Source organism: Maribellus mangrovi, assembly GCF_037646455.1.
GTDB lineage: Bacteria > Bacteroidota > Bacteroidia > Bacteroidales > Prolixibacteraceae > Draconibacterium > Draconibacterium mangrovi_A.
Window position 1 is genome coordinate 705,697 of the sequence record NZ_JBBIXN010000001.1, and the last position, 26,020, is coordinate 731,716.

The window sequence follows — 26,020 nt, forward strand, 5'->3', positions numbered from 1 at the left end:
CACTTCAATTTATTACATTTGTTGACAATATTTAATCATCGCATGGGAGTTATAGAAGTTGAAGGAATGAAATTTTATGCCTACCACGGGCATTTTGAAGCCGAAAAAGTGGTTGGAAATAATTTTGAGGTATATGTAAAAATTGAAACCGACTGCAGCCACGCAGCCAACAGTGATAATCTTGATGATGCACTGAACTACCAGGCCCTTTATGAATGCATAAAAGAAGAAATGAAAATTCCATCAGCATTACTCGAAAATGTGGCTCAACGAATTCTTGATGCGTTGCACGATAAATTCCCGGCAATTGAACACGCCCGCGTGAAAATCTCGAAAATGAATCCTCCTATGGGCGGAGAAATAGAGAAAGTCAGTGTGACGTTGGAACGGTAATCAGTGTTCAGTATTCAGTCTCAGTGAGCAGATTCTTTGGTTTTTTTTACCATTTCACAATAATTCTATATAATAATTCAACAGTTTAACATTGAGGCATTCCGGCATTTGCACATTATTGCATTTTTTTCCAATCCATGAGTCCTTCATTCCTTAAAACATGTTACTAAATATTTAATTAGCAGTACAATCCTGACATTAATCAAATTTTTCAAACTTTTTGTTCGTATTTTTGAAAACAAAACCATAACAACTATTAAACGATGTTTTTTAATACGAATGATTTGAATGAAGGTGGCTGTCGCGATAAATGTTTTGGCAGTCGGAAACGGGAATTACAAGAGGGGAAAAATCCAAAAATCAACAACGAACCGCGTATCTCCGGACCAGGTGAAGCACATGTGAATGCTCACTGGCAAAATCTGAGAAAATAATACAGTTGTTTTTCCTGTTGCAGGAACTGTAAAAATTTATATTTTTGCAGACCGAAACGTACAAATGGTTCCTTGGCCGAGTGGCTAGGCAGCGGTCTGCAAAACCGTGTACGGCGGTTCGACTCCGCCAGGAACCTCAGGAACTTCTACTAAGAGGCAGTCAAATTGACTGCCTTTTTTGATTTCTGCTGATGCAACTATTATTCTCGATTACTTTCATCACCAAAAAAATTCTTTTACCATATTTGTAAATATGAAGCTGATCCGAACCGTTGTATTTGCCCCCCTGGCTTTTATACGTCTGGTTTTACTCTTGTTGCTAACATCGTATATTGTTATTACCGGAGCACTGTGGTATAAGCTGTTTGGATTTAGCAGAAAACTGCAGCGCTGGATGCAGGGGAATTGGGGAAAAGCAGCCATGTTCATCTGCGGCATTACGCTGAACAAGTACCAACTTCCCAAATCATCGAACTTTATTTTAATGCCCAACCACCGGAGCTACATCGATATTTTTATCGTAACGGCATTAACACCTTCGGCAATGGTGGGAAAAACTGAGATTGGCAAATGGCCTTTTGTTGGCATGGCTGTAAAAGCATCGAATTCCATTCTGGTAGATCGTAACAATACAAGTAGCCTTTTGCAAACCATGGCTAAAATAAAAAATTCGGTTTCGCAAGGCATTCCGGTGACACTTTTTCCTGAGGGGACAACTTTTAAAGGACCACTAACGAAGCATTTTAAAAATGGCAGCTTTAAAATTGCCGCTGACACAAAAATTCCGGTTATTCCAATGGCCATTGAATTCAAAGACAAGAACGACGCCTGGGTAGAGGACGATACTTTTGTTGGCCATTTTTTCCGTCAACTTGGAAAGCCGGTAACACGGGCCAACGTTGATTTTGGCGAACCCATTTCATCGGATAATTACCAGGTTTTACAGGAACAGGTAAAAGAAAAAATCGACCTTATGCTGGAAGCGCTTCAGGATTTTTGAATGTTCTGGCGAAACCGAAACCAATAAAAAACCGGGATTCCCGATAATGCTGTTATTACAGCGATGGTTGATTCGAGCGGACGCTGAAAGTAAGCCAGTACCAGGATGGCCACGTTGGTAACTATAAATACGATATGAATAAAGGGGTAGCCGGGAAGTTTCAATGGGCTTTTTCCCTGTATCCTTAACTTGAACACCCCGGCCACAGCCAGTATTGGAAAAATTCCCAACGAAAATCCCATATATGTTAATATCTGTTCGAAAGTGCCCGATAAAACAAGAACGATAGCGATGCCAGCCTGCAGGTAAATGGCATTGGATGGCACTTTGCGTTTTAGATGTATGGCTGCAAAACTTTTAAAAAAGTACCCGTCGCGGGCCATTTGATAATATACACGCGGCCCCAACAAAATAAAAGCACTAAGGGATGAAAACAATGCAAACGAGATCAGAAGTGAAATAACAACCTCTGCGGTTGCTCCAAAGGCAAAACCGGCAGCCAGTCCACCTATCTCCGGCTCATTTTTCATTTGTCCGATCGGGACAGCATACACAAAAAACAAATTCAGGAGCAGGTATAAAACGGTTACGATCAGAGTTGAAATAAGCAAAGACCGCGGAATCACTTTTCCCGGATTTTTAATTTCGGAGCCAATGTAAGTTGCCGAATTCCAGCCGCTGTATGCAAACATTATAAACATCAGCGACAAGCCAATGGCCTTCCAGTTTTCGAATTCAAATTGTAAAGGTGCCTCCGTTTGTAAATGATTAAAGCTTCCGTCTCCCAGGGTAAAACCGGCGATGATCAATCCGGCTACCAACATCACTTTAAGAATGGTGAGGATGTTCTGAATCCTGGCTCCCAGCACCACACCCCGCGAGTGAATCAGGCTAAATATTAAAATTATGGCAATGGCCAGCACTCTGTTAAAGTTTTGCTCAGTGATCACCGAATTCAGCATTAACCAGTTTTGAAAATGGGGGAAAGCCCAGGTAAAGTAGGCGCTGAATCCGATTGCCGACGCAGCAATGGGTGCCGAAAAACCGACAATGAGCGAGAGCCAGCCGCTTAAAAACCCCAGCATAGGATTGAACAGTTTTGAAATAAAAAGGTATTCTCCTCCTGCTTCGGGGAAAGCAGCCCCCAACTCGCCAAATGCAATGGACCCCAACAAGGCAATAATGCCACCAACAACCCATAACGAAAGCATTAACACGGGATTGCCAAGAAAGCCCATAAGGTATCCGGTGGTGGTAAAAATACCAGCACCAATAATATTTGCTATAACGATATTGGTAACCGGGAAAAGACTGAGTTGTCGTTCAAGTTTATGATGCGAATCCATCAAACTTGGTTTATTTTTCTTTCTGCTTATAACTCACTGACATGCCTGCCCTGCTATTATTTTCGAAAGTGGTTTTGAAATTTTCGTTCGCCTCTACATAATCCAGAAAATCGCGAATTCCATTCACCCTCATTCCTGTATTGTGAGCTACAAAACAACCACCAACTTCGAGTTTTGGTTCCATGGCCAGGAAATAATTTTTATACCAGTATTTATCGGCATCGGAAAACACAAAATCATATTTACCTTCGAGTTCGGGTACGAGTTCATGTGCATCGGCCAATCGTACATCGATATATTTGCTAACACCGGCCTTTTTAAAATTAGCTTTGGCTTGCAGGTAACGGTTCTTATCAATTTCAATGGTAATCAATTTCCCACCTGTTTTGCTTAGTGCCCATGCAATCCATATGGCCGAATGTCCTGTTGAAGTTCCTATTTCAACTGCACGTGTATAGCCGTGTTCCAATATAATATCGTAAAGAAACTTACCGTCTGATAAAGGAACATTCATGTCCCGCCAGCTGTTAACGTTCTCTTCCAGAAAACTTTTAATTTTCTTGTCGAGCTTTGTTTCAACATCGGGATACTGGGCAAAAGCTTGCCCCACAAACAGAAATAGAACGATTAATAATGTTATCGGTTTATGTTTCATCGCGATCAAATTAAAGATATAAAGTTAAAATAAATCAGCCAAAGAATGTTTCATCTCTAACAATATATATCAACGAAATCAACCTGCACAATTATTCAACCATGTAAATAGATGCAAATAAACATTTAAAATCGTTAAACTGATAAAAGTCATTTTCACACGTATTAATATTTAATTATATTTGCAGTGCATTTGGGATTCATCCCATATTGTGTGTTTGGGGGTTAACATTTAGGAAGGAGACTGATGAGTCTCCTTCTTTTCGTTTATACCCTTTCATTATCAAGACCTTTCACTTAACTCACCTAATAATCTGTTTTAGATAGATTAATTTTGATCAGGTTGAAAACCCTTAGATTACAATTTTATAACAACATTAAAACTACTTGAATTAGATGCCTTCCGGTGGACATACTATTTGGCTTGAACCAAATAGTAAGCACAAAGTTCAAGGCTGCTTTTGCTCCTTTCCCTACGTTTTCATAAAACCTAAGTTAGGACGGGTGATCTCCTTCCCAAGTCCTCTAGAGAGCTTCCCGCTCTTACTAGGGTTTTATTTCAACTCCGGGTAATGACCAAAAGAGGCCGAACCACTTCAGCAGAGTATTTGAAAACTGAAAGCTACTTCGGAGCTTTGGCCTCGGCCGGTGAGCCAGAAAACAAGCGGTGATGATGTTAAAAAATTACTGCTGTTTGAGGAGGTACGACGAGTTTCAGAAATTTTAGTCGACATCGCGTAGCTTTTCTTAGTGAAGCGGGCGCAAACTTGGGTTTTCTGTCTACTCTTTGGGCTAAGCCAAAGAGTATAATCCGCCTAATAAGGCAAAAACTATACTCACTTTGTAAAAAGTGTTTTTAATTTAAAGTCTTTTCCTCCTGAAATTTCATGTGATCCAATAATTTCACACAGCTCAACAAATTCGCAATTCCCTGAACGGATTGTTCTCGCTAGAAGGCCATTTTTCAATTTCTTCCAACTCCACAAGGAATTAAATAGCAATCAAGTTTCCTTAAAAGAAGTTAAATCAAAAAATGCAGCAGAATACCGGATTATGAAATCTATACAGTTTTTCTACTTTTGTCCCGAATTTTAAGTATATAAATATGAAAACAGCAGAAATCCATACTAATAAAGGGGTTATGAAAGTTAAGTTTTACGAAGAAGATGCACCGGGAACCGTGGCAAATTTCGTGAAGCTTTCGAATGAAGGGTTTTATAACGGACTTACGTTTCATCGTGTAATTCCTGATTTTGTGATCCAGGGCGGTTGCCCCGACGGAACTGGAGCTGGTGGTCCGGGATACACCATCGATTGCGAGCTGGATGGAAACAACCAGTACCACGATAAAGGTGTGCTTTCGATGGCTCACGCAGGAAGAAATACCGGTGGTTCTCAGTTTTTTATCTGTCATAACCGCGAAAACACGCAGCACCTCGACGGGCATCATACCTGCTTTGGTAAAGTTTACGAAGGACTCGATGTGATCGACGATATTCGACAAGGTGATGAGATTGAAAAAATTGTTATTTCGGAAGAATAAAATTAGCGATAACCAGAGGGAAAGGATTTGCAGTGCAAATCCTTTTTTTTGTTCAAAACGCTGCCATTTACAAATCAATATTTCTACGTAAAAACCAATAATTAACTGGTGCAAATCCTATAAAAAGCGCTACCAGAAAGGCTGCCAGATACTCGCGCCAACATCATCAAAAAAAATAACATTGACCCTATTGCAAATGTCAATTTGATAACATTTATTTGTTGAAGGAATTTTCACGTATTCGAGAATGTTTTTTTGTTGTGCTGAAATTCAACTACTCGATGCAAAAACTGAATACAAATATTTAACTGACAAACGATGACAAACAGCAAACCCAGGGTAATTAAAGATTACAACAAACTGGATAAGGATTTACAACAACAGATTAAGTTGATATATGCAGATGGTTTCGCTGAAAACCTGATCCATTTTTTTGATAGGAACGGAATAAAAATTACGGTACTTCCTTTTGAAACCGAAGACAAATATTACATGCTGCGAATGACAGAAAATGAAGCAGTAGCACTGGTTGACGAGGACGATGATTACGATGATGAGGGATTCCTGAAAGATGATGTGAAACAAGAGTACGAAGACAAGTATTCCGATTTAGATCACATTGCTGAAAAACTCACCGACGAAGACGACGATTAATCAATCCATAAAAAAGGCTTGCGTTTGCAAGCCTTTTTCTTTTGTAATCCTGTATTCATTGTACTCTCTCAAGTGAGCATCGATTTCACTTTGGCAGCAATATCGCTTCCATCAGCCTGACCGGCCAGCTTTTTCGAAGCAATTCCCATCACCTTCCCCATGTCTTTCATTCCACTGGCTCCCGTTTCGGCAATAATTGCTTTTACTGCCGCTTCCAGTGCTTCATCCGACATTTTTTCGGGCAGGTACGATTCATATATTTTCACCTGAACCATTTCCTGTTCGTACAAGTCTTCGCGGCCCTGATCTTTATAAATGTTAGCCGAATCGTTTCCTTGTTTTGCCAGTTTGGAAATGATTTTCAGCGCCTCATCATCGGTGAGTTCGGCACCGGCACCTTTCGCGGTTTTGGCTTCAAGCATAACTTTTTTAATGCCGCGTAATGCTTCCAGTTTCTCCTTTTCGCGGGCTTTCATTGCCGCTTTAATATCGTTGTTGATCTGTTCGAATAGTGCCATAATGTTTTGATGTTTTAATCTACTTTATCGTGTAAATAACTGTTTCTGTCCGAGATTTGGTTGTTCTTGTTGACCGAATATTTCGAGTTCTTTCTATGGTATTTGGGGTCGTTCATTCTGATATTGCGGCGCCGGTAAGCCGGAACTTTATCCAGATCGTCGATGTCCTCATCGCTCATCGACGAGAAGTCGTTCATGTTATAGTGGTCCTCTCTTTCAGTCCGCTGTTTTGATGTATTGGGATAAAGGCTTTCAAATTCCATGTCCTCTTTCTCACGTTCCTTTCTGATATCAAATTCAATGGTCTTTTGACCGGGTCCCATATTGCCATTTCCAGACGAGGAATTCTCGTCACTTCGCCCCGAAGTAATATCGAGAACCACCTTTTCCTTTTCCTGTTTTCCTTCACCAAAACCGGAAAGAATGCTACTCGGAAAGCCTGTTGCAATAACCGTTACAGACAGTTCTTCGTCGAGGTTCTCGTCGATTCCGTTTCCCCAGATCATGTCGGCATCAAAACCGGCTTTATTTTGTACAAAATCGGTAATTCGGCCCACTTCATCCATGGTAACTTCTTTATCGCCCGAAGTAATGTGAACCAGTACATTTCTGGCTCCGCGGATGTCATTGTTATTCAACAACGGCGAATTCAGAGCGAGTTCAACGGCTTCTTCTGCACGGTTCTCGCCTGTGGCAACTCCTGTTCCCATAATCGCCATACCGCTTTTGCGCATCACGGTTTCCACATCCGCAAAATCAACATTTATATAACCGGGTACGGTAATAATTTCAGCAATTCCGCGGGCAGCTGTTGCCAGAATATTATCGGCACGCGAAAAAGCCTCAGAAATACCAAAGTCGCCATACATTTCACGAATCCTCTCGTTGTTGATTACAAGCAAAGAATCGACGTATTTTTCCAATTCTTTAATCCCTTCTATCGCTTGTTTCACACGTCTACGGCCTTCGTTTCTAAACGGAATGGTTACGATCGCCACGGTCAGATAGCCTTCCTCGTGACAAGCTTTTGCAATAACCGGTGCACCTCCGGTTCCTGTTCCACCGCCCATTCCGGCCGTAACAAAAACCATTTTTGTATTTTCAGTCAGCGCACTTTTAACATCCTCGATATTTTCTTCCGCAGCCTGCCGGCCAACTTCCGGTTTATTCCCCGCGCCACGTCCCTCAGTAAGTTTTGCACCAAGCTGAATGTGCTTGCGAATCGGGCTGTTCTGCATGGCTTGTGCATCGGTGTTGCAAATCAGGTAATCCACATCGCGAATCCCCTGAATGTACATATGGTTGAGCGCATTTCCTCCACCTCCGCCAACGCCTACTATCTTTATCTGTGCTCCAGACGAATCATTAAAATCAAAATTCTCCAAATTGTCCATTTTCTTCCATTTTCAGGGTTTCATTGTTTTAATCCATACTTTGGTCGTCTTCATCAAAAAGTTTCCCTAAACCAAAGTTCTTAAAGAACCAGTTGTCGACATTTGATTCGGTAACCGGCTCATCTTTTCTGCGCTTCTCTTTTTTACGTTTTTTCTTTTTCTCCATTTTAGGTCGCGAATGCTCAACCGGTGGAGGCGAAATAATGATTGTTTCTTCTTCCTCCACTTCAACACTCACTTCCTCTTCTTCTATTGTTTCTTCGAAGCTGGAAATCACCTCTTCTTCCACTTCGGGTTCCTGCTCTTCTTCCAACTCAAATTTTTGGGTTTCGGGTTTGGGCTGAAGGATACTGTTCGGATTGGTATCGAAGCCGGTAGCCAGAATCGTTACACTGATCTTGTCCCCAAGGCGGTCGTCGTAACCATTACCCCAAATAATATCAGCTTCCTGTCCGGCTTTTTCCTGAAGTTCCTCGATGATTTCACCGATTTCTCCAATGCGTATTTCTTCGCTGCCTGAAATGATATTCAGCAATATATTTTTTGTTCCGTAAATGTCATTGCTGTCGAGCAGTGGTGATTCCAGAGCAGCATGAACAGCATCCATGGCACGACCTTCGCCGGTGGCAAAACCAGTTCCCATAATAAACACTTCGCTTTTGTGCATAACGGTATGAACGTCGGTGTAGTCAATGTTTACATTTCCATGAACAGTGATGATTTCGGCCACGCCTTTCACCGCCGTGGAAATAATATTATCGGCCATTTTAAACGCCTGACTTGCCGGAAGATCGCCATAAATGTTATGAAGCCGATCGTTGCTGATGACCAGCATACTGTCGACAGATTCTTTTAGTTTATTAATCCCTTCCTGCGCCTGATCGTAACGTTTTTTACCCTCGGCTTTCGACGGGATCGTAACTACCGCAATGGTAAGGATATCGAGTTCGCGAGCCAGTGCCGCAATAACCGGCGCCGCACCTGTTCCGGTACCGCCCCCCATTCCTGCCGCAATAAACAGCATTTTGGTATTGTCCTGCAACACCTTTTTTAAATCCTCGTAATTTTCGCGGGCAGCCTGCTCGCCCATTTCGGGCTTATTCCCTGCACCACGGCCTTCGGTTAATGTTACACCAAGCTGCAGTTTTACAGGAACCTTACTGTTTTCGAGTGCCTGCGCATCGGTATTACAAATAATGTAGTCAACCCCCTTAATTCCTTCTTCGAACATGTGATTGACCGCGTTGCAGCCGGCACCTCCCGTTCCAATTACCTTGATAATGGAAGATGTTGCTTTTGGAAATTGAAAGTTTACGAATTCTTCGGCCATATCGTGTTGTTTTAATTTAATTCTACATCTGATTGATCGGTATCAAATAAATTGAGTGCACCCTGCACCACATCTTTAATCAGCGGGGCAAATCCCCTGTCTTTTTTCTTTGATTTACGAACGTGTGTACTTCCTGCCGAAGTACCTGATGAGCTCAATATCATTTTTAAGCCCCCAAGTGCAGTCAGATAATCAGGATTTTGAAATTCCTCTTTTCGTGTTGCCGGATAAATAATAGTATGTGCTTTTCGGGCATCCATCCCGGTTTTAAACTTCACCAACGAAATAATATTATCCAGTTGACTGGTTCCACCTGTAATCACAATCCCGGACCCAAGATTTTCCTCAATCCCTGATTTGTTAATCTGGTCGTTTACAATATCGATGATCTCTTCCATTCGTGCCTGGATAATATATGCCAGGCTTTTAAATGAAATATCGCGTGGCTCCCAGCCGTTCTCTCCGGCAATGGTCACTACTTTTTGGTCGTCGGCAAAATCGCCCATTGCCTGACCGTATTTTACTTTCAGCAGTTCTGCCTTTTTCAGAAATATCGAACAGCCTTCTTTTATATCGTTGGTAATTACCTGCCCGCCAAAAGGAATGACTGCCGCATGTTTCAGCACATTCTCCTGGTACACGGCCATGTTTGTTGTACCGGCTCCAAAATCGACAACAATAACTCCTACTTCCTTTTCTTCTGAATTGGCTGAGGCTTCAGAAACAGCCAGTGATGCATGGATCAGTTCTCCAAGTTCGACTCCTGCTTTGTCAAGTACCAGTTTCATAGTATTCAGGTATTCCTGTGGAACAACTAGCAGTTTAAAACTGGCTTCAATCTTCCGGCCCGTGCTTCCCACCGGATTTTCTACTTCGTTTTCATCATCGATAATGTAAGAAGTGGGAATCACTTTCACCACTTTGTAGTCCTGCTTTAGCACCACATTCTGAGCTTCATCCATTAGTCGCTGAACATCCTGTGCGGTAACAAAACCTTCGCCCGACGTAATCGCTGAACACTGATAGTCGATCGCCTGCATTTTCGAGCCGGCCATAGTCACATTTACCGTTTGCACCTCTTCTTCAACTTGCTCTTCCAATTTTGAAATAAGCTCAGTTATCACTTGTGCGGTTTCATCGATATTAAAAACCACACCGCGTTTTATTCCTTTCGAAGGAAGTTGAACGAGACCTTTAACGTCAATTTTACCCAGCTCCGTCAGCTTTCCGGCAAGAGCCACCATCTTTGATGTACCCAGGTCGATTACAACTGAAAGTTCTTGTTTTGAAGCCATGATTAATTTCTTTTAGCAACGATCTGATCCTTATATTTCAGACTTATCGATTTATATTTATTCCAGTTATTTTTAGCCAGTACTTTTTTGTAGAAGGTTTTCAAGTTCCGAAGTTTCTCCTGGTAATTTTCCAGCGAGCCCATTTCAATGAGCTGATCTCCAAATAAGGGCGTCAGTATCACATTATCCTCCGATTCCACATAAACCTGTTCGATTTGCGCCCGCCAAAACTCATCGTTTTCAATAAAACGTACACAGGGCAAGAGTTCTTCTTTTGCAAATTGCTCATCGATATTGCCCGTTGCCACTAAAACGTGTGCCGGGTAGTTTCCTGAAACCGGAAACTTGAAGCCAAACTCGTCGAGGTAATACGAATCCGTCCTTTTGATAACGCGCAAGAACGGTTCGCGATGTTTCACCCGCACGGTCAAAACTCCTTTGTAAGTTGTGCTGTCTTTAGCTACCATTTCAAATACCTCGGCTTTGAAAACCGCTGCATGTTTTTCCAATTCCTGCTCCAATGCTGCCGTGTTGATACTGTCGAACTTTTTACCAAAAATATCTTTGTCCGCGTCGGTTATAATCTTTCTGATAACGGCTTTATCCAGTGCGATTATATCGTCAGGGGCATATTCAATCTCGATGCTCGAACAGGTGGCATCGTGATACTTTATCGACGTAAAGGCCAGTGTGATCACTAAAAAGGCAATCAAAGCCAACACCCCTGCTATTTTGGACAATTTTTTAAACACCGTATTTTGTATTTAATGTTTCAACTATTGGTTTTACCATTCTGTCGATATCGCCCGCCCCCATCGTAAGCAACAATTCGTTCTCGTCAGTTTTAATTTGTTCCAGACATTCCTCTTTTTCGAGCAGCATTTTATCTTCGAGTTTCATTTTATCGAATATAATTTCCGACGAAACGCCCGGGATAGGTTCTTCACGTGCCGGATACAACGCAAGTAATATTGCCTTATCCAAAAGATCGAGACTGGCTGCAAATTCATCGGCAAAATCCTTAGTTCGCGAATATAAATGGGGCTGAAAAATACCTGTAATTTTCCTCTCCGGATAAAGTGCTTTTACCGACTGAATAAATGCTTTTAACTCCTCGGGATGATGTGCATAATCATCGATGTAAATTTTGCCCTCCGATTTGTAACGGAAATCGAAACGCCGGGCCACACCCTGATAGTCGGCAATGCCGGCTTTTATCTCGTTGGCACTTACACCGGCCAACCAGGCCAAAGCAGCAGCACCAATCGTATTTTCAACATTCACCAACCCCGGATAATTCATCGCACAGTTGGCAATCACTCCCTCGGGTGTTTTAAAATCGAAACGATAAAATCCTGACGCTTCATCCAGCTTTAGATTTACTGCTCTGAAATCGGTATTTTCTTTCACCGAATAACTATAAATTTTTGCGGGTGTTTTCGAAGTGTCCAGTTCCACTCCTTTTTTAATTACCAGCTTCCCGTTTTTTCTGATCTGTGATATGAATTTCTCAAACGATTCTACAATGTGGCTTTTATCGCCATAAATATCCAGGTGATCGGCATCAACCGAAGTCACTAATGCCAATTCAGGCTGAAGATGCAAAAACGACCGATCGAATTCATCGGCTTCGGCTACAATCCAGGGCGAATCATCTTTGGGCAATAACAGGTTGCTTCCAAAATTCTTTGAAATCCCCCCCAAAAAAGCGCCGCAACCCACTTTGGTTTTATTCAGCATATTAGCCACCATGGTGCTGGTGGTTGTTTTTCCATGCGTACCGGCAACGGCAATCCCGCTTTTTTCGTTCGAGATCATTCCCAGTACTTTTGCCCTTTTAAACAATCCAATGGGCTGACTTTTAAACCAGTTCAGTTCTGAGTGCTCATCAGGAATAGCCGGAGTATAAACGGCTATCGTTTCTGCCGGATTCCACTTCGACGGAATCTTGCGAATATCGTCTTCAAAATGAATTTCAATCCCTTCTTTTTGTAATTTTTCGGTGAGCTCGCTCGGCGTTTTATCGTAACCTGCCACATTCTTACCCGAGTATTTAAAATACCGGGCAAGTGCACTCATCCCAATTCCTCCGATCCCCAGGAAATACACATTCTTTATTTTCCCGATGCTCTTCATCTTAATAATTTCTCTACTTCGTCAACAATTGTTTTAGTGGCTTCCGGTTTTGCCAGCTCTTTAATTTTTTCGGACAAAGCGCTACATCTATTTTTATCCTCCACAGCTTCGAAAGCCAGTGGAAAAAGTTTTTCGTTGATCTCATCGTCGCGCACCATCAAAGCTGCTTCTTTTTCAACGAGCGCCATGGCATTTTTCGTCTGATGATCCTCAGCAACATTTGGCGAAGGCACCAAAATCGAAGCTTTTCCAACCAGGCATAACTCCGAAATGGTTCCTGCTCCGGCACGCGAGATCACCAGATCGGCAACTGCGTAAGCTTTGTCCATTTCGCTTATAAATTTGTGGATCTGCAGGTTTTCAGGCTTCGATTCTTTTAACTCATCCTGAATTCTGTCGTAATAAATCGCCCCGGTTTGCCAGATCACTCTGACACCTGATTCGGCTATTTCTTTTATATTCTTTAGAACTGTTTGATTGACCGAGCGCGCTCCCAAACTGCCACCGACGACGAGAATTACCTTGTCGTTTTCTTTTAATTTGAAGTATTCCAGGGCCGCCTTTTTATCGACAGATTCCATCAGATTTTGACGAACCGGATTTCCTGTGAACACAATCTTTTCTTTCGGGAAAAAGCGATCCATTTTATCGTATGCTACGCAAATTGAATCGACCTTTTTGCTCAGTAGCTTATTGGTAATTCCGGCGTATGAATTCTGTTCCTGAATCAGCGTGGGCACCTTAAATTTTGCGGCAGCACGCAGCAATGGTCCGCTGGCATATCCGCCAACTCCAATCGCAATTTCAGGTTGAAAATCCTTAACAATATTGCGTGCCATCGACGAACTCTTCAGTAGCTTTTTAAAGAAGGCAAACATTTTCATGCTGGGTTTCCGCGGAAATCCCATTACCGGCAGGCCAATAATTTTATAACCTGCAGCAGGCACCTTTTCCATTTCCATGCGCCCCAAAGCGCCAACAAACAAAATGTCGGCATCAGGATTGCGCCGCTTAATTTCGTTGGCAATCGACAGGGCCGGAAAAATATGCCCCCCGGTACCTCCTCCGCTTAATATGACTTTATTTATTTTTGTCATCGTTTTCTATTTCATAATCTTCGTCAGGCGCTTTAATCATCACGGGCTGATCTACAGTTTCCTTATTCACCTGGTTCTGGTAACTCACACTTAAAATGCATCCGAAAGAAATGGCGGTAAACAGCATAGCAGTACCTCCATAACTCACCCAAGGTAACGGTTGCCCGGTAACCGGCAAAGCGCCACTCGAAACTCCAATATTTATCATGGCCTGGTACACCAAAATCATCGTGAGTCCCACTACCATAAAAGCCGGGAATGTTCGTGTGGCCCGCCGCACGATTGTAATTCCCCTGAAAAAGAAGATCAGGTATAAAAAGATCACAGTTATTCCTATAACCAGCCCATATTCTTCAACTATGATAGCGAATATAAAGTCGTTGTAGGCCGCTGCCATATAATTACTTACATCGGAATGCCCGGGTCCTTTACCAATTATTCCGCCCGAATAAATGGCTAGTTTGGCGTAATCGGCCTGGGTAATCCCTGTTTCTGAATTCGGATCGCCATGAATAAAACGATCGATACGACCTTTGATTGTGGCCACACGTGCCGGCGGCTCATCGAACATGCTGGCTCCAAAATACATGAGCGCCACAAAGGCAATTCCGGCCGCCAGAATCAGGAACATATATTTTAAAGGAATGCGACCGATAAACATCATGGTCATGATGGTTGCAAAAAGCAATGCCGAAGTGGAGAAATCGGATAATGAAATTAGGAAACACACCATAGCTGTGGGTATAATAATACTTCGGAATGCGATGTAGAGATCGCGTTTTGTTTTTTGCTTTTTGCCGAGCACTTTCGCACTGTATAGAATCAGTGAAATTTTGGCTACTTCGGCCGGCTGGAAAGATAAGGGACCCAATGGTAACGTACGTCCGCTTCCGTGTATGATGCCTGCAAATTTTAATCCCACCGCCAGTATCAGCAAGGCAATACTAAGGTAGAGTGCCAATGTAGCAAACATGGAATATATTTTAACAGGCAACACGTTTACCATCACCAACATCACACCAAAACCCAGCACCAAAAAAACCATATGCCGAACAAGGTAGATCCATGTTTTGCCACCCGCCACACGATAAGCCAGCGCACCTGTGGCACTGTACACGATCAACAGCGAGAGCATCGATAACAGGATCAACACCGCCCAAATAACACGGTCGCCTCTAAATATTTTCGAAACGGAACCTTCCATTATAAATTTCTTACTTCTTCTTTAAATTGATTACCGCGATCTTCGTAATTATTGAATAAGTCGAAACTGGCACATGCGGGCGAAAGCAAAACGGTGTCGCCATTTCGGGCCAGGTAGTAGGCTGCTTTTACAGCCTCTTCCATACTCGATGTTTCAACAATATCGCTCACGCAGTCAGCAAAAGCGTCCTTAATTTTTGCATTGTTTTTTCCGAGGCAAACAATCGCCTTAACTTTTTCTGTGGCCAATCCCTGCAGCATGGAATAATCGTTGCCTTTGTCGACGCCACCGGCGATCCAGACAATAGGTTTATGAACACTTTCGAGTGCGTACCACGTAGAATTTACGTTGGTGGCTTTCGAGTCGTTGATAAACTCGATACCGTGTACTTTTAAAAAGCGTTCAAGACGATGTTCCACGCCCTTAAAATCGGTCATGCTTTCTCGTAACTGTTCGTTACGAATTTGAAACACCATGCTGGCAATTCCTGCCGCCAGGCTGTTGTAGGTGTTGTGTTTTCCCTGTAATGATAAATCCAGAATAGACATGCTGAATTGGTTTTCGTTAATATTTATAATCATCCGATTCTCTTGTACTCCTGCCCCAGGATTTGCCGGCGTTCCCAACCCAAAAGGAATTTTAACAGCAGTAACTTCTCTTTTTTCTAATTCTTTAACGATCACCTCATCGTCGTCGCAATAGATGAAGTAATCGTTGCTTGTTTGATTTTGAAGAATCCTGAATTTGGAATCGACATAGTTTTGCATGTCGTAACCGTATCTGTCCAAGTGATCAGGTGTGATGTTCATCAGTACTGCCACATCGGCCCTGAAATCGTACATGCCGTCGAGCTGAAAACTACTTAGCTCGATCACGTACACATCAAAATTTTCTTCGGCCACCTGCCAGGCAAAGCTTTTCCCCACGTTTCCCGCCATTCCTACGTTCAATCCTGCGCTTTTCAGGATGTGATAAGTAAGCAGCGTTGTGGTTGTTTTGCCGTTGCTTCCGGTTATACAAATTGTTTTTGCTGAAGTAAATCTTCCCGCAAATTCAATTTCCGAGATCACCGGGATTCCTTTTCCGTGCAGCTTATTCACCACGGGCGCCGTTTCGGGAATTCCCGGGCTTTTTACCACCAGCTTTGCGTCAAGTATCCGGTTTTCGGTGTGTTGACCTTCTTCAAAATCGATTTCAAAATTTCCAAGAACTTCTTTGTATTTTTCTTTTATTGTTCCCGTGTCGGAAACAAAAACTTCAAATCCTTTTTTCTGTGCCAGAATGGCCGCGCCCACTCCGCTTTCACCTGCTCCCAATATGGCTACTTTCCCAATCAAACTAGCGCACTTTTAAAGTTGCCAGCGTTACCACCGCCAATACAATTCCCACAATCCAAAACCGAGTTACAATTTTGGGCTCGGGGAAACCTTTTTTCTGAAAATGGTGGTGGATCGGGCTCATTAAAAACACCCTGCGTCCTTCGCCATACTTGCGTTTGGTGAACTTGAACCACGACACCTGAATGATCACTGAAAGATTCTCGATAAGGAATATTCCACACAACAGAGGTATTAGAATTTCTTTGCGGATGATAATGGAGAATACAGCCAGAATTCCTCCAAGTGCCAGACTTCCGGTGTCGCCCATAAAAACCTGAGCCGGGTACGAATTGTACCACAGAAATCCAACGGTGGCGCCAATAAATGCTGCAATAAAAATGGTGAGTTCACCAATATTGGGGATGTACATGATGTTCAGGTAGTCGGCATAAATAATGTTACCACTTACATAAGCGAGAATACCTAAAGTTGCCCCACTAATGGCTGATGTTCCTGTTGCCAGTCCGTCGATTCCATCAGTTAGGTTGGCTGCATTGGAAACCGCAGTAATGATCAGAATGATGGCCAAAGCATACACCACCCATTTTAACCAGCGTGCCGCTTCGCCTGCAAAAGGCACCAACCAGCCATAGTCAAATTCATTCTTTTTAATAAATGGAATCGTTGTTTTGGTCGACTTTACATCTTCTGTAACAAAAACTTCAATGGCCTCTCCCGTTTCAGGATCTATGGTTTGCATGGTTGCAAATTCGCCGTTATCATCGCGAACATGCTCGCGTACTTTTACATCATCGCTAAAAAAGAGGGTGGCTACCACCAACAATCCCAATGAAACCTGTCCCAGAATTTTAAATTTACCGGCCAGCCCCTGTTTGTTCTTTTTAAAAACTTTAATGTAATCGTCGATAAACCCGATCATGCCAAGAAAAGCAGTGGTGATCAGCATCAACAGGATATAAACATTATCGAGGCGGGCAAACAACAAAGTTGGAATAATGATTCCCATCAAAATAATGATCCCGCCCATGGTTGGCGTGCCTTTTTTCTGCATCTGCCCTTCAAGCCCCAGATCGCGGATATCTTCATCAATCTGTTTTTGCTGAAGAAGACGAATCATTTTCTTTCCAAATACGGTAGTAATGATCAGCGAAAGGATAATTGCCGCAGCCGAGCGAAACGTAATACCGGGTAGCATCCCCAATCCCGGGATATCGTAATCTGCTAGTAATGTGTACAACCAATAAAACATATCTTAGTGTTTAGTCTTCCAGTCCAAAACATTTTTTAATCTCTTCCTTATCGTCAAAGTGGTGCTTTACTCCGTTGACATCCTGATAATTCTCATGCCCTTTCCCCGCGATAAGAATTATATCGCCAGGTTGAGCAAGCAAAGCGGCCGTTTTTATCGCTTCACGGCGATTTTCTATTGAGACCACTTTGCTTTTATATTGAGGTTCTACTCCGTCTTCCATGTCTTTGATGATCGCTGCCGGATCTTCAGTTCGCGGATTATCCGAAGTCAGGATCACTTTATCGCTGGCCAGCAAAGCTTCCTTTGCCATTTCCGGGCGTTTGGTTTTATCGCGATCGCCACCGGCACCCACCACAGTAATTAACTGCTCGTTTCGGGTTCTTATTTCTGAGATTGCCGTTAGTACATTTTTTAGTGCATCGGGCGTGTGTGCATAATCGACGATGGCGTATTTTCCATCGAGGCTCCGAATGGTTTCGAAACGTCCCTGCACTGACTGCAGGTCGCTAATATGGGCAAGTACTTCCTGTTTATCCTGACCCAACTGAATGGCTGTTGCATAAACCGCCAATAAATTCGAGGCATTGAACATCCCCACAAAACGTGTCCAAACTTCCTGTCCGTCGAGGTTCAGCAGCATGCCATCGAAATGACTTTCAAGCACCTTGCAACGATAATCCGCCATTGCCCTGTTCGAATAGGTAAACTTGCTGGCTTTTGTATTTTGTATCATTACCAGCCCGTTCTTATCGTCGATATTGGTAATAGCAAAAGCCTCATCTGAAAGCCCATCGAAAAATGCCTTTTTAGCCTTAATGTATTCTGCAAAAGTTTTGTGGTAGTCTAGGTGATCGTGTGTGATGTTGGTAAAAATCCCCCCTGAAAAATCAATTCCAGCTATACGTTGCTGATGAATGGCATGCGAACTCACTTCCATAAAACAGAACTCGCATCCCTCGTTCACCATTTCGGCCAACAGCTGCTGAATTTTCAGCGCGTCGGGTGTAGTATGCGAAGCTGTTTCCTCGTGTTCATTTATTTTAAATGAAATCGTTGAGATAAGTCCTACACTGTAGCCCTGCATCATAAAAAGCCGGTGTAACAAAGTAGCAATACTCGTTTTTCCGTTGGTTCCGGTTACGCCAACCACTTTCATTTTTTGGGCAGGATAGCCGTAAAAGGCTGCAGCCAACTCGCCCAAAACACGATTGGTATCTGCCACCTTTACATATGAAACATTTTCTGAAACGTTTTCCGGAAGTTCCACGCAGAAAATCGCGGAGGCTCCATTTTCAACCGCTTTTTCAATAAAGCGATGTCCATCGACATGAACGCCTCGCTGAGCAACAAAGACAGTCCCGGGCTTTACTTTTCGCGAATCGAATGCAATTCCATCAATTCCGGCAGATACATCTCCCAGAACCTCCAATACTTCAACATTTTCAATAAGCTGGTTCAGATTCATATTATCCCAGTGCTATGTAAATCGTTTGCCCGGGCCGGCAGTTATCGCCCGCCCGCAACGATTGTTTCTTTACTTTTCCTACTCCGTTTATCACTACTTTTAAACCCGCGTTTTCCAAAACAAAAACCGCATTGCTGGCTCCCATTCCAATCACGTTGGGCACTTTGCCAACCGGTATTTCTTCTTCGGCCAAAACCAGCTGATCTTCGCTGGCCTCAACATGTGCAATGGTTGTTTCAGGTTTACCCTGAATATTTTTGAATTCAAGTACTTCTGCCACTTCAAGGATATCTTTTGTTTGCCCCCTGATCTCCTGAGGTGTTTCCGGCGTTTCCGGGTTCTCTTCATCCAGGTCGGCATAAATCTGACTGGCAAATACTCTCTCCGAAATTTCTTTGTAGGCAGGTCCTGCAGCCGAAGCACCGTAGTATGTTTTTCGTGGATTGTTCATGGTTACGATCAGCGAGTACTGCGGATCGTCAGCCGGGAAGTAACCGGTAAATGAAGCCAGGTACATTCCGTCAGTGTATCCTGTATTTCCGGTGGCAATACGTGCTGTTCCTGTTTTCCCTGCCAGTTTAAAGAACTCGCCCTGAATTTGAGTTCCTGTTCCACGCTCACAAACGCCTTCGAGCATGGCCTGTGCTTTACCAATTGTTTCTTTCGAAGCGATCATCGGATTCAGCACTTCAGGTTCGAAGCGTTTTACCAGCGCCCCTTTATCGCGAATTTCTTTTACCAAATGCGGCTTCACCATTCTTCCGTTATTGGCTACTGCATTATAGAAAGTAAGGATTTGCAATGGCGTCATTTTGGTATCGTAACCATAGGCCATACTGCCTAAAGTTGTTCCCCACCAGTCGGCATCGCCTGGATATTTAAAATAAGGACGCCCTTCACCTTCAATCTCAATTCCAAGGGGCTTGTTCACGCCAAAACTGTACACGCGATCAACGTATTTTTTTGGATTGTCGGCATAGTGCCCGGTGATGATCTTCGCAGTACCGATGTTCGACGATTTCTCAAACACCTCTTTAACGGTCAACACTCCATAACCACCGTGATGACTGTCGCTGATAGTACGACCATTATTTCGCCAGGTACCGTTCCCGGTATCAACCACATCACTGGTATCCACTACTCCATCCTCGAGGGCGGCCATCAATGAAATAAGTTTAAAAGACGAACCCGGCTCAAAACAGCCACGATGCCCGAGGGCATAATTGTCTTTTTCGTAATAATCATCGTCTGATTTACCTAAATTGGCAATGGCTTTTATCTGACCGGTTTTAACCTCCATTAAAATGGCCGTTCCCCAGTCGCCTCCTACTTCGGTCAATTGTTTGTACAGCGAACTTTCAACAATATCCTGGAGTTTCACATTAATAGTAGTAATTACATCCATACCGTCTCGCGGCTCGATCTCGGTACGGATCACCCAGCGACCGGAGAGGTTTTGCTTGTAGCTAATGCCGTTTTGTCCTTTCAGGTAAGGTTCGTAAGCACGCTCCAAACCGGTATAACCGATCGGTCCGTTAATTTCTTCGTATTCGCCTTTATTCAGACTGCCGATTGTTCGTAATGCCAGCGGTCCCAGAGGATTAATCCGTTTGTTTTCCTGTTCAACAATCATTCCACCGCCAAAACGCCCACGACGCAGAATGGGAAATTTCTTCATTTCCTGAAGTTCCATGTAGTCCACTTTCCGGGGTGTGATCAGGAAACCGCGATTACCCGCATTGTAGGCAGAATTCAAACGGCGACGATATTCATATTTTGAGGCATCTTTAAAGAAATTGGATAGGTGCCAGGCCAGCGAATCGCTTTCGTTTTTGAAAACTTTCTTAACGCCCGGAGCAGCAAGATCCATGCGCACAAAAAATCCCGGTACCGACGAAGCCAGAATGCTTCCGTCATCGGCACAAATATTTCCGCGTGTTGGCGGAATAATTACAGTGTTCTCATTCAGGTTCTTTTCAATTTGCTGCCAGCGTTCGTTATTGATCTGCTGAACAGACACCAATTTAACGATCACCACCATCACAAAAAGAAAGAGGATGAAATACACCAATGCAAAACGGGTCAATATGGTTTTCCGAATTCCCACGATCTAATCTTCAGTTTCAACAATTAATTTTTTAGGCGGCCTAACCGATTCCGACAAACCGATTCCGGCTTCCTCAACTCTTTTTGCCACTTCTGACGGACGGCTTTCATCCATCAGTTTCGCTGAAATGGAGGCATGTTCGGCACGCAGTGCTTCCAGTTCTTTTTGCTCTTCACCGATCTGGCGAATGGTTTTTTCCGACCAATTGCGATTCATGATCAGTGCCAGTCCAAACATCGCCAGCATTACTACAAACGGGAATTGCTTCGAAATGCGCTCATCAGTAAGGATCGTTCCTCCGATAAGGGATTTCATCCCCGATCTTTTCCTGTTATTTGTTTTCTTCTCTGCCATTTTTAAATTTTTTCTGCCACACGTAATTTCGCACTTCGCGAACGTGGATTCGATTCCAGTTCTTCTTTTCCCGGAACAATCACTTTTCGCGTGATCACTTTAAAAGGCGATTGCACATTTCCGTAAAAATCTTTTTCAACTTTACCTTCAAAATTCCCGGCTTTCATAAAGTTTTTGCATAACCGGTCCTCCAGACTGTGGTAAGTGATTATCGCCAGTATTCCGCCGGGCCTTAATAAATCGAGTGTGGCTTCGAGAAACTCTTTCAGCGCCTCCATTTCTTCATTCACCTCAATGCGCAAAGCCTGAAAAACCTGCGCCAGGTATTTATTCTCAGTGGCCCTGGGTGCGCAAGTCGAAGCAATTTCTTTCAACCGAGTTGTGGTTTTTATCGCCTGATCTTTTCTTGCCTTTACAATTTCAATTGCCAACCGGCGTGCATTTTTAATTTCGCCATACATGCCAAAAATGTGCTGCAAGTCATCCTGCGCATATTCATTCACCACCTTCGTGGCATCATTTTGAGCATCACGATTCATCCGCATATCCAGATCACCATCGAAACGAAACGAAAAGCCGCGTTCAGCCACATCAAAATCATGCGACGAAACACCGAGATCTGCAAAAACAGCATCCACCTGGTCGACACCAAAATGCTTCAAGAAATTTTTTGCGTAACGAAAATTATGTCTGATAAAAAAAAGCCGGTCATCCTCAATGGCATTCCCGGCAGCGTCTTCATCCTGATCAAAGGCAAAAAGTCTACCTCCGTTCATTTGATCCAGAATCAGCCGGGAGTGCCCACCACCTCCGTACGTTGCGTCAATTACATCGTAGTTGTCGTTTAACCTGAGCGCCTCAATGCTCTCTCTGGCCAAAACAGGTATGTGATATACCTCGGTCATGGGCAGTAACTATTCCTCCTTCTTATCAATAAGTTTCAAAAGCTCCAGGTAATCCGCATCAGATACTTCCATATCAGAGGCAGTAACAGCTGCACTAAGCCGGATTGAAGTTTGCATCCCGATGAAAGTCACTTTGTCTTTCAGGTTGGCATATTCCAGAAACTCGTTCGGAATATTTATCCTTCCATTGGCAGCAACACCAACTTGTACAAAATTCTGAAAATAGAGCTGGAGCAGTTTGTCGTGCATTGGGTTGGTTTCGGGATTAAGTTTCTCCCTGAACCTTTCCACCTCTTTTTTCCAGGTGTCAACCGTGTGGAGATCCAGACATTTACTTCTGCGGTTACGCTCCACAACCACAAAATCGAGCTGCATTTCGCCTACGGCTTTCTTAAAAGCCGACGGAAGAACTACACGCCCTTTGTCGTCGATTGTAGCATTGTATTGTCCTGCAAAAGTTGCCATTTATGAGATTCCACTTTTTAGTTAAGCGTAAAAATACAATTTTATTCCATTTTATGCCACTCTATTCCAATTCATTCCACTTCAATTTTGCACTTTTTTGTTGATAACCTTTTCACTTCTTGTTAACAACAGGTTAATTTACTTTCAATGATCCACCTAATTATTTGAATTTCAACAACAAGAAAAGAGTAGTTATTTTTACAAACAACCGTTAATAACTCCATATTCAGGGCTCAATAAAATATTCCGGCCTGTGAATGGTGTGCCACTTACGTCCTAATCAGAGGTAGAAGCTCCAACGATTTACAGATAAGTGCCATCAAAATTTTACAGACTGACTGATTTTTACTTAATTGCTTTATCAAGAAATCGGGAATGGAAAAAGACAATACAAAGAATAAGGTTAAGCCCATAAACATTAGGGAAGTATTTGCCGAAAAGAGTCCCGGGCTGGCCCGATTTATTCCGGGTTTTATTTACCGGTTTCTGCACCGTATTCTTCACCTCGATTTTATTAACGAGATAATTGAAAAATATGGTCACCTGCAGGGAACAGCATTCGTGGACAGCGTAGTTGAAATGTTCAATGTAACGGAACATTTGCACGGACTGGAAAACATTCCCCGGGAAGGCAAGTTCATATTTGCCAGCAATCATCCACTTGGCGGTTTCGATGGTATGTTACTGATGAAAACGGTGGAAAATCAATTGGGTGAATTCAAATTCCTGGCTAACGATATTTTACTAAATATTCCGCAGCTCAGCCCTGTTTTTGTACCGGTTAATAAACACGGAGCACATGCCCGCGAGGCTGCACGGAAGCTGTCGGAAGTATACAATTCCGAAGCCCAGGTGCTTATCTTTCCATATGGACTGGCATCGCGAAAAGTAAATGGGAAAGTGACCGATCTGGAATGGAAGAAACATTTTATCACAAAATCCATTCAGCACAAGCGCGATGTTATTCCCGTTTTTATAAGCGGAAGTAACACCAATCGCTTTTATCGATTTGCTAAAATCAGAAAGTTTCTGCGCATAAAGTGGAACCTGGAAATGTTTCTACTGCCCGATGAAACTTACCGGCACCGGAATACCGATGTTCACCTTTATTTTGGCAAGCCCATTTCGTACAAAACCTTCGATGCAGGCAAAAACCACAGTGCATGGGCAGCGTGGGTAAAGGAACAAGTTTATGAATTACCCGTAAAAATGAAGAGATGAAACAAAGACGAGAAGTCTTATTCCAGCGAAAAATATTTTTTTTCTTGTGAACTACCTGCTTAAAAAGGCGGTCGCGTATTAGCGTTAACAACAAATATTGAACGAATTAAAACACTTAAAGTGTCTTGCTTACACGGATTTTTTTAATTTTGTATTCCATTTTTCAAAAAGAGGGAATTTCGAAACGGCCAGAAACAGTTTGTTGAGATCTGAGTGTTTTTGTAAATAAAACAAAGAATGCACATGAAAGATATTGTAAAACCTCTGCCGAGGGAAGAATTATATAGAGAGCTAACTCCGGAAAAACTTCTAAGAAAGACGAATAAGGGAGGGAATGAAATTTACATTGTAACCGCCCACGATTCGCCGGCCTTAATGCACGAGCTTGGTCGATTGCGCGAAATAACTTTTCGAGATGCGGGTGGCGGAACTGGAAAAGGAAGCGACATTGACAATTACGATACACAGGAAAAACCGTACAAACAGTTAATTGTATGGGACCCTGACGCCAAAGAGATTCTTGGAGGCTACCGATACATGCTTTGCATGGAAGCACCGACCGACGAAAACAATGATGTGCTAATGGCAACATCAAGAGTTTTTCATTTTTCGGAAGAATTCAAAAGAGATTATTTGCCCTATACACTAGAATTGGGCCGCTCATTCGTACAGCCGTCCTACCAATCGAGCAAAGCAGGTGCTAAAGCACTTTTTGCCCTCGACAATTTGTGGGACGGACTTGGTGCATTAACAGTTGATCATCCCGAGATAAAATATTTCTTTGGTAAGATCACGATGTACGAGCACTTTCACAGCGAAGCCCGGAATCTGATTCAGTATTTCTTTAAAAAATATTTCCGCGATAAGGAAAACCTGGTTTATCCGAAAAATCCTGTTGAGTTCGACATCGACATGGAAGCGATGAGCAATCTCTTCAACGGGAAAAATTATTCTGAAGACTATAAGATCTTGATTCAAAGTGTACGCGAGTTTGGCGAAAATGTGCCACCACTCGTCAATGCATACATGAACCTGTCGCCATCGATGAAAACCTTTGGCACCATCAGGAATGAGAAATTTGGTAATGTCCTGGAAACAGGAATCATCGTTACCATTAGCGATATTTACGAAGTAAAAGTCGACCGACATATTGAAACTTACATAAAAGACAAGGAAGACAACGATTTTCCGACACCTGAATAATGGTAGAGTACTACTCAAAACACCCGAGGATTCTTGTTGCCGTTGATTCCATAATATTTGGATTTAACGAAAACGACTACGAATTAAAAGTTCTTCTCTTAAAAAGAAAATTTGAACCTGCCCGTGGCCGCTGGTCGCTAATGGGTGGCTTTGTAAATCCTAACGAAAGCCTTGACAGTGCGGCCCAACGTATTGTTGAAACCCTTACCGGGCTTGAAGATGTTTACATGGAGCAACTCTACTCATTTGGAGAACCAGACCGCGATCCCGGCGGACGGATTATTTCTGTTTCGTATGTGTCGCTGATAAAAATCAACGAGTACGACCGGGAACTTGTGAAGAAACACGGCGCTTACTGGATACCATTGTCCGAAATACCTGAACTGATCTTTGACCACAGTGAAATGGTAACAAAAGCTTTGCGCAAATTAAGGATCAGGGCACGAACACAGCCTATCGGATTTGAATTGTTACCCGAGAAATTTACCATCCCGCAATTGCAGCGCCTGTACGAGGCCATTTACCAAAAACCTTTCGACAAACGTAATTTCCGCCGCAAGGTGCTGGCCATGGGTCTGCTCGATAAACTCGAGGAGAAAGAAAAAGAAACCTCAAAAAAGGGGGCTTTCTATTACAAATTCAACACCGAAAAATACGAGGAATTGCTGCAAAGGGGATTCAACTTTGAACTCTAAACTCTGAACTTGAAA

Annotated in this window: 25 protein-coding genes and 1 tRNA gene; 9 read left to right on the top strand and 17 right to left on the bottom strand. The window is 42.9% G+C overall.

Annotated features, from left to right (window positions below):
* Positions 1-42: 42 nt before the first annotated feature.
* From folB to WFY05_RS02635, 4 genes are all read left to right on the top strand, one after another.
* Positions 43-393 (top strand): dihydroneopterin aldolase, encoded by a 351-nt coding sequence (folB, locus tag WFY05_RS02620; RefSeq protein ID WP_340111166.1) that lies wholly within the window; start codon positions 43-45, stop codon positions 391-393.
* A 263-nt stretch (positions 394-656) separates the two neighbouring features.
* Entirely contained in the window at positions 657-827 is a 171-nt protein-coding gene (locus WFY05_RS02625) for a hypothetical protein (protein WP_340111167.1), read from the top strand.
* A gap of 66 nt (positions 828-893) precedes the next feature.
* A tRNA-Cys gene (locus WFY05_RS02630) sits at positions 894-964 on the top strand.
* 116 nt (positions 965-1,080) lie between these two features.
* Complete coding sequence (locus WFY05_RS02635; protein WP_340111168.1) at positions 1,081-1,827, top strand: lysophospholipid acyltransferase family protein; 747 nt, start codon at positions 1,081-1,083, stop codon at positions 1,825-1,827.
* Here the strand turns inward: WFY05_RS02635 and WFY05_RS02640 are convergent.
* Positions 1,815-3,173, bottom strand: coding sequence for an APC family permease (locus tag WFY05_RS02640; protein ID WP_340111169.1), 1,359 nt, complete (start codon positions 3,171-3,173; stop codon positions 1,815-1,817). The two genes, WFY05_RS02635 and WFY05_RS02640, sit on opposite strands and share 13 nt — an antisense overlap.
* Positions 3,174-3,183: 10 nt before the next feature.
* Positions 3,184-3,828, bottom strand: a complete 645-nt coding sequence (locus tag WFY05_RS02645) for an O-methyltransferase (RefSeq protein WP_340111170.1) — start codon at positions 3,826-3,828, stop codon at positions 3,184-3,186.
* Between the two features lie 1,104 nt (positions 3,829-4,932).
* Between WFY05_RS02645 and WFY05_RS02650 the strand changes: the two genes are divergently transcribed.
* Together WFY05_RS02650 and WFY05_RS02655 are read left to right on the top strand one after the other, a co-directional pair.
* Entirely contained in the window at positions 4,933-5,370 is a 438-nt protein-coding gene (locus WFY05_RS02650; RefSeq protein ID WP_340111171.1) for a peptidylprolyl isomerase, read from the top strand.
* Between the two features lie 318 nt (positions 5,371-5,688).
* A complete protein-coding gene (locus WFY05_RS02655; RefSeq protein ID WP_340111172.1) occupies positions 5,689-6,024 on the top strand; it encodes a hypothetical protein in 336 nt (111 codons plus the stop codon).
* 68 nt (positions 6,025-6,092) lie between these two features.
* On the opposite strand, the gene WFY05_RS02660 is transcribed toward WFY05_RS02655, so the two are convergent.
* From WFY05_RS02660 to WFY05_RS02730, 15 genes are read right to left on the bottom strand one after another with little or no spacing between them, the layout of a single operon-like run.
* A complete protein-coding gene (locus WFY05_RS02660) occupies positions 6,093-6,542 on the bottom strand; it encodes a GatB/YqeY domain-containing protein (protein WP_340111173.1) in 450 nt (149 codons plus the stop codon).
* Between the two features lie 14 nt (positions 6,543-6,556).
* Positions 6,557-7,936: a cell division protein FtsZ gene (gene ftsZ, locus WFY05_RS02665; RefSeq protein WP_340111174.1), complete on the bottom strand. Its 1,380-nt coding sequence runs from the start codon at positions 7,934-7,936 to the stop codon at positions 6,557-6,559.
* A gap of 28 nt (positions 7,937-7,964) precedes the next feature.
* Entirely contained in the window at positions 7,965-9,266 is a 1,302-nt protein-coding gene (ftsZ, locus tag WFY05_RS02670; RefSeq protein WP_340111175.1) for a cell division protein FtsZ, read from the bottom strand.
* Between the two features lie 11 nt (positions 9,267-9,277).
* Positions 9,278-10,561, bottom strand: coding sequence for a cell division protein FtsA (ftsA, locus tag WFY05_RS02675; protein ID WP_340111176.1), 1,284 nt, complete (start codon positions 10,559-10,561; stop codon positions 9,278-9,280).
* 2 nt (positions 10,562-10,563) lie between these two features.
* A complete protein-coding gene (locus tag WFY05_RS02680; RefSeq protein ID WP_340111177.1) occupies positions 10,564-11,301 on the bottom strand; it encodes a cell division protein FtsQ/DivIB in 738 nt (245 codons plus the stop codon).
* 4 nt (positions 11,302-11,305) lie between these two features.
* Positions 11,306-12,697, bottom strand: a complete 1,392-nt coding sequence (gene murC / locus WFY05_RS02685; protein WP_340111178.1) for a UDP-N-acetylmuramate--L-alanine ligase — start codon at positions 12,695-12,697, stop codon at positions 11,306-11,308.
* Positions 12,694-13,794: an undecaprenyldiphospho-muramoylpentapeptide beta-N-acetylglucosaminyltransferase gene (murG, locus tag WFY05_RS02690; protein ID WP_340111179.1), complete on the bottom strand. Its 1,101-nt coding sequence runs from the start codon at positions 13,792-13,794 to the stop codon at positions 12,694-12,696. The genes murC and murG overlap by 4 nt, the downstream gene beginning before the upstream one ends.
* Positions 13,778-14,998, bottom strand: a complete 1,221-nt coding sequence (locus tag WFY05_RS02695; protein WP_340111180.1) for an FtsW/RodA/SpoVE family cell cycle protein — start codon at positions 14,996-14,998, stop codon at positions 13,778-13,780. The genes murG and WFY05_RS02695 overlap by 17 nt, the downstream gene beginning before the upstream one ends.
* On the bottom strand, positions 14,998-16,335 hold the full coding sequence (murD, locus tag WFY05_RS02700; protein WP_340111181.1) for a UDP-N-acetylmuramoyl-L-alanine--D-glutamate ligase: 1,338 nt from the start codon (positions 16,333-16,335) through the stop codon (positions 14,998-15,000). Before murD ends, WFY05_RS02695 begins: the two co-directional genes overlap by 1 nt.
* A 1-nt stretch (position 16,336) precedes the next feature.
* A complete protein-coding gene (gene mraY, locus WFY05_RS02705) occupies positions 16,337-17,587 on the bottom strand; it encodes a phospho-N-acetylmuramoyl-pentapeptide-transferase (RefSeq protein WP_340111182.1) in 1,251 nt (416 codons plus the stop codon).
* A 10-nt stretch (positions 17,588-17,597) separates the two neighbouring features.
* Complete coding sequence (locus WFY05_RS02710; protein WP_340111183.1) at positions 17,598-19,055, bottom strand: UDP-N-acetylmuramoyl-L-alanyl-D-glutamate--2,6-diaminopimelate ligase; 1,458 nt, start codon at positions 19,053-19,055, stop codon at positions 17,598-17,600.
* 1 nt (position 19,056) lies between these two features.
* The gene (locus WFY05_RS02715) at positions 19,057-21,162 is read right to left on the bottom strand and encodes a penicillin-binding protein (RefSeq protein ID WP_340111184.1); all 2,106 of its coding nucleotides are present in this window, start codon (positions 21,160-21,162) and stop codon (positions 19,057-19,059) included.
* A gap of 3 nt (positions 21,163-21,165) precedes the next feature.
* On the bottom strand, positions 21,166-21,516 hold the full coding sequence (locus WFY05_RS02720) for an FtsL-like putative cell division protein (RefSeq protein ID WP_340111185.1): 351 nt from the start codon (positions 21,514-21,516) through the stop codon (positions 21,166-21,168).
* Positions 21,517-21,518: 2 nt separating this feature from the next.
* Entirely contained in the window at positions 21,519-22,421 is a 903-nt protein-coding gene (gene rsmH / locus WFY05_RS02725) for a 16S rRNA (cytosine(1402)-N(4))-methyltransferase RsmH (RefSeq protein ID WP_340111186.1), read from the bottom strand.
* 9 nt (positions 22,422-22,430) lie between these two features.
* Positions 22,431-22,886: a division/cell wall cluster transcriptional repressor MraZ gene (locus WFY05_RS02730; protein WP_340111187.1), complete on the bottom strand. Its 456-nt coding sequence runs from the start codon at positions 22,884-22,886 to the stop codon at positions 22,431-22,433.
* Between the two features lie 375 nt (positions 22,887-23,261).
* Between WFY05_RS02730 and glsA the strand changes: the two genes are divergently transcribed.
* From glsA to WFY05_RS02745, 3 genes are all read left to right on the top strand, one after another.
* The gene (gene glsA / locus WFY05_RS02735) at positions 23,262-24,107 is read left to right on the top strand and encodes a lyso-glycine lipid O-acyltransferase GlsA (protein WP_340111188.1); all 846 of its coding nucleotides are present in this window, start codon (positions 23,262-23,264) and stop codon (positions 24,105-24,107) included.
* Between the two features lie 243 nt (positions 24,108-24,350).
* Positions 24,351-25,310 carry a glycine N(alpha)-acyltransferase GlsB gene (glsB, locus tag WFY05_RS02740; RefSeq protein WP_340111189.1) on the top strand — a complete coding sequence of 320 codons (960 nt, stop codon included), beginning with the start codon at positions 24,351-24,353 and terminating at the stop codon, positions 25,308-25,310.
* Positions 25,310-26,005 (top strand): NUDIX hydrolase, encoded by a 696-nt coding sequence (locus WFY05_RS02745; RefSeq protein ID WP_340111190.1) that lies wholly within the window; start codon positions 25,310-25,312, stop codon positions 26,003-26,005. The genes glsB and WFY05_RS02745 overlap by 1 nt, the downstream gene beginning before the upstream one ends.
* Positions 26,006-26,020: the final 15 nt, after the last annotated feature.

Excerpts from the sequence above, each read along its gene's own strand:
- ftsA (WP_340111176.1), bottom strand. The coding sequence starts at position 10,561 with ATGGCTTCAAAACAAGAACTTTCAGTTGTAATCGACCTGGGTACATCA.
- WFY05_RS02720 (WP_340111185.1), bottom strand. The coding sequence starts at position 21,516 with ATGGCAGAGAAGAAAACAAATAACAGGAAAAGATCGGGGATGAAATCC.
- WFY05_RS02730 (WP_340111187.1), bottom strand. The coding sequence starts at position 22,886 with ATGGCAACTTTTGCAGGACAATACAATGCTACAATCGACGACAAAGGG.
- WFY05_RS02650 (WP_340111171.1), top strand. The coding sequence starts at position 4,933 with ATGAAAACAGCAGAAATCCATACTAATAAAGGGGTTATGAAAGTTAAG.
- folB (WP_340111166.1), top strand. The coding sequence starts at position 43 with ATGGGAGTTATAGAAGTTGAAGGAATGAAATTTTATGCCTACCACGGG.
- ftsZ (WP_340111175.1), bottom strand. The coding sequence starts at position 9,266 with ATGGCCGAAGAATTCGTAAACTTTCAATTTCCAAAAGCAACATCTTCC.
- WFY05_RS02695 (WP_340111180.1), bottom strand. The coding sequence starts at position 14,998 with ATGGAAGGTTCCGTTTCGAAAATATTTAGAGGCGACCGTGTTATTTGG.
- WFY05_RS02625 (WP_340111167.1), top strand. The coding sequence starts at position 657 with ATGTTTTTTAATACGAATGATTTGAATGAAGGTGGCTGTCGCGATAAA.
- WFY05_RS02660 (WP_340111173.1), bottom strand. The coding sequence starts at position 6,542 with ATGGCACTATTCGAACAGATCAACAACGATATTAAAGCGGCAATGAAA.
- WFY05_RS02745 (WP_340111190.1), top strand. The coding sequence starts at position 25,310 with ATGGTAGAGTACTACTCAAAACACCCGAGGATTCTTGTTGCCGTTGAT.
- glsB (WP_340111189.1), top strand. The coding sequence starts at position 24,351 with ATGAAAGATATTGTAAAACCTCTGCCGAGGGAAGAATTATATAGAGAG.
- WFY05_RS02635 (WP_340111168.1), top strand. The coding sequence starts at position 1,081 with ATGAAGCTGATCCGAACCGTTGTATTTGCCCCCCTGGCTTTTATACGT.
- murG (WP_340111179.1), bottom strand. The coding sequence starts at position 13,794 with ATGACAAAAATAAATAAAGTCATATTAAGCGGAGGAGGTACCGGGGGG.
- WFY05_RS02640 (WP_340111169.1), bottom strand. The coding sequence starts at position 3,173 with ATGGATTCGCATCATAAACTTGAACGACAACTCAGTCTTTTCCCGGTT.
- WFY05_RS02710 (WP_340111183.1), bottom strand. The coding sequence starts at position 19,055 with ATGAATCTGAACCAGCTTATTGAAAATGTTGAAGTATTGGAGGTTCTG.
- mraY (WP_340111182.1), bottom strand. The coding sequence starts at position 17,587 with ATGTTTTATTGGTTGTACACATTACTAGCAGATTACGATATCCCGGGA.
- ftsZ (WP_340111174.1), bottom strand. The coding sequence starts at position 7,936 with ATGGACAATTTGGAGAATTTTGATTTTAATGATTCGTCTGGAGCACAG.
- rsmH (WP_340111186.1), bottom strand. The coding sequence starts at position 22,421 with ATGACCGAGGTATATCACATACCTGTTTTGGCCAGAGAGAGCATTGAG.
- murC (WP_340111178.1), bottom strand. The coding sequence starts at position 12,697 with ATGAAGAGCATCGGGAAAATAAAGAATGTGTATTTCCTGGGGATCGGA.
- glsA (WP_340111188.1), top strand. The coding sequence starts at position 23,262 with ATGGAAAAAGACAATACAAAGAATAAGGTTAAGCCCATAAACATTAGG.
- WFY05_RS02655 (WP_340111172.1), top strand. The coding sequence starts at position 5,689 with ATGACAAACAGCAAACCCAGGGTAATTAAAGATTACAACAAACTGGAT.
- WFY05_RS02645 (WP_340111170.1), bottom strand. The coding sequence starts at position 3,828 with ATGAAACATAAACCGATAACATTATTAATCGTTCTATTTCTGTTTGTG.